General features: G+C 57.1%; 4 protein-coding genes and 1 pseudogene. 1 reads left to right on the top strand and 4 read right to left on the bottom strand.

Annotated features, from left to right (window positions below; all coding sequences use genetic code 11):
• The 3 genes and pseudogenes from tnpA to BM190_RS39210 form a co-directional block, all read right to left on the bottom strand.
• Positions 1-266: IS66-like element accessory protein TnpA (gene tnpA, locus BM190_RS39235; RefSeq protein WP_092263391.1), on the bottom strand; the 266-nt coding region annotated here is incomplete at its 3' end.
• 2,274 nt (positions 267-2,540) lie between these two features.
• Positions 2,541-3,869, bottom strand: coding sequence for a diaminobutyrate--2-oxoglutarate transaminase (locus tag BM190_RS39220; protein WP_244550914.1), 1,329 nt, complete (start codon positions 3,867-3,869; stop codon positions 2,541-2,543).
• Between the two features lie 1,182 nt (positions 3,870-5,051).
• A pseudogene (locus BM190_RS39210) lies at positions 5,052-5,976 on the bottom strand (transposase).
• 2,089 nt (positions 5,977-8,065) lie between these two features.
• Between BM190_RS39210 and BM190_RS39195 the strand changes: the two are divergent.
• Complete coding sequence (locus BM190_RS39195) at positions 8,066-8,938, top strand: TauD/TfdA dioxygenase family protein (RefSeq protein ID WP_092263375.1); 873 nt, start codon at positions 8,066-8,068, stop codon at positions 8,936-8,938.
• A 341-nt stretch (positions 8,939-9,279) separates the two neighbouring features.
• Here the strand turns inward: BM190_RS39195 and BM190_RS40180 are convergent, their stop codons facing one another.
• Positions 9,280-9,576 (bottom strand): hypothetical protein, encoded by a 297-nt coding sequence (locus BM190_RS40180; protein WP_143109208.1) that lies wholly within the window; start codon positions 9,574-9,576, stop codon positions 9,280-9,282.
• Positions 9,577-9,923 lie beyond the last annotated feature (347 nt).

The raw sequence follows: 9,923 nt of genomic DNA, 5'->3' as shown, positions 1-9,923 counted from the left end.
GAAGACGCCGGTTGCGGCGCGCTGATCGATATCGGAGCCGGCGCCGGAGTGATTTCGACAGGAACGAGAACTGACACCGCGTCACCGCCCAGGCGGCCCTGTCGCGCATGCCGACGCCAGGTGAACAGCAGGCTCGGAGCCACCCCATGCCGGCGCGCGATCCCGCAGACCGTCTCACCAGCTTGCAAGGTCTCCTCAACAAGGCGGACCTTCTCGTCGTAACTCCATCGGCGCCGGCGCTCGGCGCCCAATACCCTCACCTGCATAGCGGCATGACCTTAAGGCTAGACTTAAGGTCACATCCTCAGAAAGACGCCCAAACTTCACAAGACGGCCGCCGCCGGAGAGATACCGCTGTTCTCACCCACTTTAAGGACGACTCCGATAGCCCAGGATGACTTCCCCTCGTCGACCCATCGCGAACACTGTCTTTTTCCTTCTGACAGCACAACCTCGTTCTCGTTCGCGATGAATTTCTCCTGAGCTCGAGAGAACAGGAGAGGCATCAGCAAATGCCATGCCACGCAGTGGAGCCAGCAAACATCGGCGAGGCAGGAGATATTCTTCGGCGATCGCCGCGACGTAGGCGCGAGGCCGCCTTCCCACTGCAGCCCTGCCTATGGGCTTGCACCTTGCCGTAAACCCGACAGCAGCATTACGACAATCATGGCTGTCGGTATTTGTGTCCAACTCTATGTGGGCCGCATATCACCCTTTCCCTAAGCACGCCCCCCAAGGAGCGGGGAATTTCTCCAGCGGCGATAGCACCAGGCTCCGGAACCCAGGTCATTTCGTTTGCGTCCAAAGCCCTTTCCAGACTTTAGGCGCGACGCCCATCAACCCATGACGAACTCTTCGCTTTTGGCCGCCAATCCTACAGCGATCACGCAAGTCTACGCTTCTTGATAAACTACCGATGCTGGTCATTGATCCGCGTCACGTTAAAAGGATATGAACAGTGACGTCGGCGCAAATGGGAACGGCTTCCAGGATTGAGGTATGCAGTATCAACCACAAGCCGTTCGGCCTACCGCAGGTCATCAATGCGCATCGTCGTCGCCTCTCGAAAATGCTTCGCGTCCAGCTCTGCTCAGATGATGAGCTCGCGTCTCTGATGATGATGGCGGATCCCCCACAATCGACCAGCGTTCAGAATTCAAGGCGCTCTGGGCACTCCCTCCAAAGGCTTGTAGGCGCTTGCCTTTCTACTTTCTGTTCGTCACGAACGCTCATGGTATCCCGTCCTCGCCAATAGCGTCGCGACCGGCAGTTTGCGGCAATGAGCTCCCCGGAATTCGGCGAACGCTCGTGAGCCCGTAGAACGTTCTGGAGATGACATCGAATCACGCGTGCAGGTAGATCCCACCTCCAGCATCCTTAGTTGTGAGACAGAAGCCCGTCGAAGCAAGGACCCAAAGTGCAATTCACTAACCGAGCTTCGCGCAGGTGCGCAGCGTCCACTGTCTTTGTTGGCGAGAATTGCAACGGTAACTGGGTCGTGCGTGAACAGAACGGGGCTTTTGGTGGCTTGTTTGTGAGCCGTTGCCATGCTTTCAAATACGTACTGCTTGAGCTCGGCGTTTGCCCAGAAGCTGTTGTCGAGGTGCCGCATAAAATCGAACTAGATCTTCACAAGTATTTCGCAAGTTGTAGGCACAACGCGCAATGAGCCGAGCACCAGGCCATGCCGCTTCGGAGACTATCTCTTGCCTGAGTGAAGGAGTCCACATGCCCGACCCGCTCAATCCTACTCGTCGCCAGTGCAAGCGCGCCAGGGGAACAGATCTGCATATTAATGCGATGTGGAGCCGCTGCCTAAGCTCGACGTCAAAGACATACCCGCAAGCTTAATCATCGAGTAGTAGGTCGCTTCCGCCGAGGTCCCTTCGCGAGACGCGCTGTGATCGGAGCCAACGAACAACTACGCTGCTTTCAAATGGGAGTTGGCCTGAATGATGCCGACGAAGTTTGGGGGCGCAACGACAGCTGCTCGACGCAAGTAGGCGCGCTTGGAATACCGGTCAGTCACGAGCTCTCCTATTCTGCTCGTAGTCTAACGAGCCACAATTACAGAGATGGTGGTCCGTTCGACCGCGAAGAGGTGAACGTAAACGCCTGCGCAACTTCTAGTGCTTGATATTGCATTTCTTCTAAAGACGATTTTCTGGCGTTGCTCGATTGTTGCGCTTATGTTCTGCGTCGCGACATGCTCTTCTATGGTCACTCAAACGTGGCTACCCATGGTTAAAGCCGAACACGGGCGACGCGAGCTCAATGCGAGTGAGCCAGGCGCTAGCGAGTTCTCGACTTCCCTCCGGCAGCGCGACCCTTGCGAGATTTTGCCCGTGGCCTGTGGATGTCCGCTTAAGCCTAGCCCTAGGGTCATACCTGGCCGCAGGTCAAAGGTACGGCGCCGAATCCAGGAATGGACGAGTGCCGAGAAGAGCACCGAACGGTTACCACTACGCGGTTCGACGTCGCGAGTACAACTTTCTGTCGGGATCGAGAAGCTAGGCAGTGGCGATTGCGCCGCGATAAGGCTAAAACGACGAAGCGCCACCTTCCGAGATTTGCTGCTCGCCCCCTAGATCGGCATCGCCTCCAAACTCCCGCAATGCTTCCACCAAAGCTAACTCAAACAGCTCAAGTCCTTCATCCAGTGTTTCATCGTCGATGGTCAGTGCAGGTAGAATTTTTAGGACCTGGTCGCTGGTCCTGCATCGTTCGATAAGCAACCCTTTCTCGAATGCTTTGCCCCTAGTGGCGGCTGCCATTCCGGCGCTTTGGCAATCAAAACCCAAGGCCATACCACGACCTCGGACATTAAACTTACCCGCATGCTTTGAAGCAATTGCCTCCAGCCGCTGCCGCAAAGTTCTTCCCACCCGCTTAACTTCCCGGGAGAAAGTTCTGTCACGCCAATACAACTCTACCGCTGCGTTTGCAGATACAAGTGCAAGATTGTTCCCTTGAAATGTGCTAGTGCACTCGCCGGGCCTCCACGCGTCGAACTCGTGGTTGATCAGCAACATCGATAATGGAAGACCATACCCACTTAGCGAGTTAGACATCACGATTATGTCTGGCGACAAGTTTGCAAAGTCGAAGCTAAAGAAGTCGCCCGTGCGACCGCAACCCATCTGAATATCGTCGATTATAAAAAGGGCTCCCACTTGTTTCGCTGTAACGTGAAGAGACCTCAACCACTGCTCGCAAGCGACATTCATGCCACCTTCTCCTTGTACTGTTTCTACAAGAATGGCTGCCGGAAGATCGACGCCGCTACTCGTGTCTTTTAGCACCTTTCGGAGGTAGTCGGCGGTGTCGACAGCTGGACCAAGATAGCCATCAAACGGCATGAACCTACGGTCACACAAAGAGACGCCGGTAGCTGTACGATGGACTCGATTATCGCTCGCGGCGAAGGATCCTAAGCTCATCCCATGGTAGCCGCGTGTGAATGTAACGATGGTCCGACGCTCTGTGGCTTTTCGTGCGAGCTCTAAAGCCGCCTCAATGGCATTAGCACCCGTTGGTCCGGTGAAATGAAACCGATATTGCAAGCTTCGATCCTGAAGTATTGAGGAGCTGAAATTGTCCATAAACTTAAGCTTCTCGGGAGTGGCCATATCAAACCCGTGGGCGACAGCATCCGATGAGAGATGCTCAGCGATTGCGTCTCTGATCCTATGATTGTTGTGGCCGTAGTTAAGTACCCCCCCACCGGAGAGGAAGTCGATTACTTTTCGGCCGTCGTCGGTTAGCATAATCGAGCCACGTGCGCGGCTGAACATAGCAGGGAATGAACGTGAATACGCATGGACGTTCGATTCAAGAGCTTGGAAACGTTCCATTTTGCGCGATTGCATAGCCACTTGTCCTTCGTCTTCTCCTGGCCGCCGGTTCAACACCCCGATACTTTCCCAATAGCGGACTTATGGATCAGCTATCGGCAAGTGCGGCTCTCGGCGGGGCCGATGCGCGATCCCATGCAGTGGCCGTTCGCAGCGGCTCCACTTAGCTGCGTAAGAAACATCTAGGTGCGAAGCGAAGAATGGGGAACTACCATGGCTTGTAGTCCTCCTGCCAGCTGCGACATTCTACAGTTTTTGCGCGAGCCCTGTCGGCCCCTGAAAGCAGCCCCAAGGATTTGCTCGGGCCGCAGCATTCGTGTACTCGGTAAACCTTAACGACTTCGATCGCAGGGCGCATTTGGCTTGGTCCATGCAGCTCTGCAAGCAGGCTGATAACTCAGCGGCGTTGGCGAGAGGTTGAATTCCTCGCTGTTGTAGATGTTACCAACGAGCCTGCCCGCACGTCGACCACAGAAGATCCGCCACCGCAGGACGGATCTCCTCGTGCCCTTCCGATGAGACGTCAGGGCAAACCGATCTGTCGAGCGGGTCTGTAGTGCACGTGCAGGAAGCGCTTGATAGATTCAAAGCCAACTTCGCGGTCAGATTGGGCTGGAAGGTGAGACGCGCCACCTAGACGACATTGTGGCCCGAGACCTCATCTCGGCGTGCCAGCCGCCATGAAAAGTCCTGCGAAGCAGGGCGCCCTACCCATCAGCTTGGGGAAACGCACAATTGCACATAGTGCGGCGAAGATAACGCGCCATACGACTCGATCACAGCCACAGCAGCTCGTCTTCTGTGCTAGGCGATCCGTCTTGATCCAGCCGAATGCCTGGTCGTTGCCTTGCCGATGCGCTGACGAAGGCATAGCAACCGTGGGGCTCGTTCGCCCTCCGTGCCGGAGCTGCGGCCGCTGGCTTGCTGCGCAGCATCTGGCCTCACGTGCATCGAACGCGACTCGTTGACGAAGTCTTCTGCGTCGTAGGCTAGCTCGGCGCCAAGCGCCATCGCTGTCGGCAAGTCGGGACGCGGCTCGATTATGTGAAGCTCGGCGCTCCGCCGGGGCATGCTCGTCCCCGCGTCAGCAGGAGTCGACGTCATGCCGGCTCTCGAACAGGGAGTTCTGATGAATACGGCTTCGTTTTCGTGCCCTTCTGCTACCGACCGATTCCGTTGAAAAAGGGCGGCAATATTTCATTGTGACAGGTTCGTCGCCGCGAGGCCGAACTGCTCTACTGACCCTATGCGAGCCCGGGGCCGCATCGGGATGAGCTTGGCCATCGTTCGAAGGTTCTGGGCGATGGCCGCGAGGATGAACCGGTCGCGCCCGCCGTTGGGGCGTCGTAAACGCAAACGGTCGAGCTTGAGAATGCGCTTGAGATGGGGGAACAAACATCTCGATTTGTTGCGGAGCCGGCGCGAGGTGCCTCCCTCCGAGGGTCTCGCGATCTGGCGCGCCATGTTGCCGCGGCTTCGTAGTCGCGTTCTCAATGCAGGTAGTTCGTCGAACAGGCAAAGACGCTTGGCTGCCATGCGCCCCTGTCCAGCGCGCTGCCGGATCAGTGGGCGATACGAACTGAGGGGTAACCTCGGTCGCGGCTCCGAAAGGGGCGTCATCGAGCACAGCCAAATACTCTTCGATTGCTTGCCGGCAGCCTCCGGTGGAAGTCACTTTTCGCCTTCGATTGTCGTTTGTCATCAGGCTTGATTAGGCTAGCATCGACGGCGAAATCCGTCACTGCCGACCAGTCGTTTCTCGATTCATGGGCGCAGCACTCTCGAAAACGCGACGGAATGTCGAGCGGCCCTGCCTGTTCGTGGAGAATGTCGAATGGTCCGGCACTGCCCCACCCAGACCGAGCCGGCAAAACCACCGGTAGGCTAAATTGAGGTGAACCTCAGCGCACAGGTGCCGTTCTGATCGGATGCCGAAGCAGTAATCGAGCAGGAGCATCGTGATCATCAGTTCAGGATTGATCGAAGGTCGGCCGATGCTGCTGTAGAAAGTGCCAGGTCCCGCCTGATCTCCTGCAGATCGACAAACCTGTCGATCTGATCTCAAGAGATGTTCTGCGGGAATATGCTTCGTAGAACAACGCAGTCTGCTCGACCTGCTGATGCCCCATCATTATCATCAGTCCGGCCAATGAGACAGACTGAATAACTCCTATTCTCGAGTCGGAACTGCCGCCTTTTTCAACACACTCGACTGAGAAATGATCGTTTGACAGAAGGTTCTTAAGCTTGGGCTGCGCCAGCACTGCGGACGTTGTCTGTGTACGCGTTCCGACCGCCCACACGTTCTTCGGCGGTCGGACGTATGTTAATGCCGCCTGAGAAGCTGCGGGGGCGATGCTGTCGCAGGCATTTTACGTGATCCGCTGGGAGCGGCTTCTGATGGAGTGGCTGGAATCAGGCCTGCTGTTCCGCTAGCGAGTCGGAAGCGACGTCCAGGAGGCAGCCTATGGACCGTTCGGTGCTCTCAAAGAAAGCGGCTGGTTCGGGCTCCAGCGCCTCGCTTATAACCCTTCGAATGCTCGCTGCGGGTGATCACGGCGCACCGATCTCCAGATCCACGAGCCAAACAGCTTGCGGGCCCGATTGTGGCGGTCGCGCACGCAACAGCCAAATCTCACCGGATCAATGAATAAGGCCGGTCGGCGGTGAGCATCTGTTACAACCTTCAAAAGATGTTTATCGCAAAAATGGCAATATCGATGAATCCAATGTCGTAAAAAAGCGATCAATCCAGCTTAGCGCTTTCTCAGTAGAGCTTAGCAGAAAACAGAAAAATGACTTCGTCATTTGATATTGCTCGGCTTGCGCTCATGACACGGGCCCGACTCACGCCTTTCGGACAGATGCCGAGTGCGACGCAGGCTCTTGCCCTGAGATTGAGCCGATGGGCATGCAAGATGCGACCACGCACAGGGTCGGCATACATGGAAGGCCGCGCAATGAGCGTGGATGGCGGTCGCCGCGCGCGAGGAGGGACACGTTGGTACAGCGCGGAGCGATTGTCTCGGCAGGCGTTGTCGCTGAGCGCGCCGAAGCGATGCAGCTCTTGCCGGAAGCCAACCGGCCGCAGATCAACCGGGTGATACGGTCGTCGATCAGCCCTTGAAAGGTCGGCGAACAGCGGGCGCGGAGCCTCGGCGGACGCTTACTGGCGCAGCTTTACGGTGCCGTGGGCGGGTGGCGAGCTGGCCCTCGTGCCGCAGTTAAGCTTCATGTTCGAAAGCAGCGCGAGCCATTCGGCGTCACCGACGTCTGCGAGGATCGCCAGCCACACCATCGACGCCGCCCCTCCTACCGTCGCGCGATCTCGCGCCTCGGCAGCCAGCCGCCTTGATCTTGCTCACATCGCGCACACTGTGCATCGCAAGTCTCTTCCGTGGGCGTCCAGGGGCCCTTCAACGCTGAAAGCGTTGACCTTATGGAAGCAAACTCGTCAACCGGGACCATCATCTCGGAATGCTCGGCGACATCGAGTAGACTCCGCATTCGATGCAGCGCCCCGAGCTCTTTAGCATAGTAATCGAGTTCGGCTGCAACGTGATCGACTGTTGTTCCGGCCAAGTGGCCCGTTACACTACCGCGGGATGTCGGCAAACTGATCCAGATCATCGCCAGCATTAGTGTATCGGATCCGACCTCTCGTGCGGAAAGTCCCCCCGTGTTGTAGTGAAATCAGAGCAGAAGGCATTGTGGCGCATCTCATGACCAGTCCGCACCGATAGTTAAGTAGCAACAGCGAACACCAGCAGTTTCACACGTGATTGCCCTGGCTGTGAGCCAAACCGATTTGTCTGCTTCATATTGATGATAGGTCCAGCTTGACCCAGAAAGCCCAAATCCCTCATCTAGTGTTTCTCCAGGCGTGCAATCCGCATACAGCATCAGAATTTTCATACCCCGACGGAGGCCGCGTGCCCGCTAGGAGAGGTAGGTGCGGTGGCACGAGAGAAGTGCAACAGTAGCCCCAGCGGGGCTGGAGGCAACAAGGCACACAGTTGGGCAATGCACGATCGAATACGTGACCCTCAAAGGCTGCCAGACGTCAAGCCGGAGTCTTGGAATGTTTATAGGCCGAATGGTGTTCTTGAGGGTAAATCAGTGCAAGCATCTGCGGCTGGAGACATTGTCTGAACGATCAAAATGCGGCTCACGATGCCTGACGAAAAGCCGCAACTCTGGAGAATTCGCGCATGATTGAAATGAATGTGATCGAGAATGTCATCCCGTGTACTGATGTCGTCAAATTGACGCCCCGCATCGGTGCTGAAATCAGGAACATCAAACTATCGGCTGATTTGCCTGAACAAACCATCGCTGCCATCAACGAGTTGCTGCTCGAGTATAAGGTCATCTTCTTTCGCGACCAGGGGCATCTCAACGATACTGAGCAAGAGCGCTTCTCTATCCGCTTCGGGAACGCTTCGCCATATCCGGAGGGAACGAGACCGATCTTTGAAATCGATTCTGTAGGAGATCTTCCGACAGACATTTGGCATATCGATTGGTCGTGCATGGATGCCTATCCCAAGATTTCGGTGCTGCGAGGAGTTGTGATCCCGTCAATCGGTGGAGACACCGTGTGGTCGAACACGGCGGCTGCATATCGCGACTTGCCGCCAACTCTGCAGCGGCTCGCCGACGAGCTCTGGGCTGTTCACAGCTATCCCGGATCATCTAACAAGATTTATACAGAGGATTTCACCAGACCGAGAATCGAAACCGAACATCCGGTGGTACGGGTCCACCCGGAGACGGGCGAGCGTACCCTGGTGCTAGGCTCTTATGTTGCAGGTTTTCTTGGTATCCCGAGATATGATAGCCACAAGCTCTGCGAGCTATTTGACTCGCATATTGCCGCTCCGGAAAATACGGTGCGATGGAAGTGGAAGCAAGGTGATGTCGCTATCTGGGACAACCGAGCCACAATGCATCGCGCGACCAAGGATTACGGTGACCAGCGCCGCATCGTGGGTCGCGCGACCATCCAGGGTGAGGTGCCCGTAAGTGTTGACGGGCGACAGAGTATCGCGCGTTTCAAGTTCATGGAGCCGCGGCCTGGTTAAAGCCCAGCCCTTTTTGTTTGGCTTGCCTGTAAAGGTGCGCGCGGGATCGGCTTGGTATCCAGGCCTAGCAGGCGTCGCGAAGGCGAAGCGCCACACCAGTCCAGCAAGGTAGATGCGCTTCCAGGTACGATTCGCTTGGCGGGCTCCGAGCAGGGGCTTGAGCAAGCTCGGCCGGACTGAGGTCGGGGCTGTAGGACTCAGCTAGAACAGCTTTGCGCCAACGGCACGGATGGCACTCCGCCCTTGTAGCTGCCGGGATTGTCGATAGTGATAATGTCGCCGGGTCTGTGGGATGCGTTCGACACAATCGAGGACGCTTTCGCCGTTGATCGGTCCGTCCATCACACAAGGAGCGCTAATGCGTCGTGGCGCAGCGCCGCGAGGAAGGTCAAAGTCCGCCGGTGGCGATCAGGCGCTCGCCTCGGCTCGCGCGGGCGTCGGTGCGCGTCATGTTGGTCTTTGGCGCAAGTCTCGCCGATGAAGACCAGGAGCGGAACCGAGCCGCCCTTTACTTTTTCCCTTGCACCCGCCGTTGCGCCACGTCGGGACGATCCTGCTCGCCGGTGTGCAGGCTTCTTTTCTAATCTGATGCCTTCGTGCTCGAAGGTGTGCCACGCCCGGTAATAGCTGACCTTCATCCCACGTTCTGCCAGTTCTGAGCAGCGCGCAATGTGATGTCCGGGTGCTCGTCGAGCCGCATGAGGAGCCAGTTCCGGTCGGAAGACAACACGTAGGACGATGGTCGCCCGTCGAGCGGGCCGCGGCGCTTGCAAGTTGCACGAAACCGCTGCGCCATTTCACTAAGCTGCCAACGCTGACTTTGAAGGTTGCAGCGGCTACCGGCAGCTCTCGCTTGCCGCCACCTGACCTGCCACCGAACTTTCATCCAGCGGCAGTTAGAGTCTCGGGGTTTTGTACGCCAAGTGGCGCGGGTGGAGCAACGGACGATCGGCGGAGCTGGTCGGGGTTGCGCAGCCGGTCGTCC

Origin of the sequence: Bradyrhizobium sp. Rc3b (genome assembly GCF_900114915.1) — a bacterium.
Classification (GTDB): Bacteria; Pseudomonadota; Alphaproteobacteria; order Rhizobiales; family Xanthobacteraceae; genus Bradyrhizobium.
Note: the sequence above shows the minus strand (reverse complement) of the source record. Positions and strands in the feature narration are given on the sequence as shown.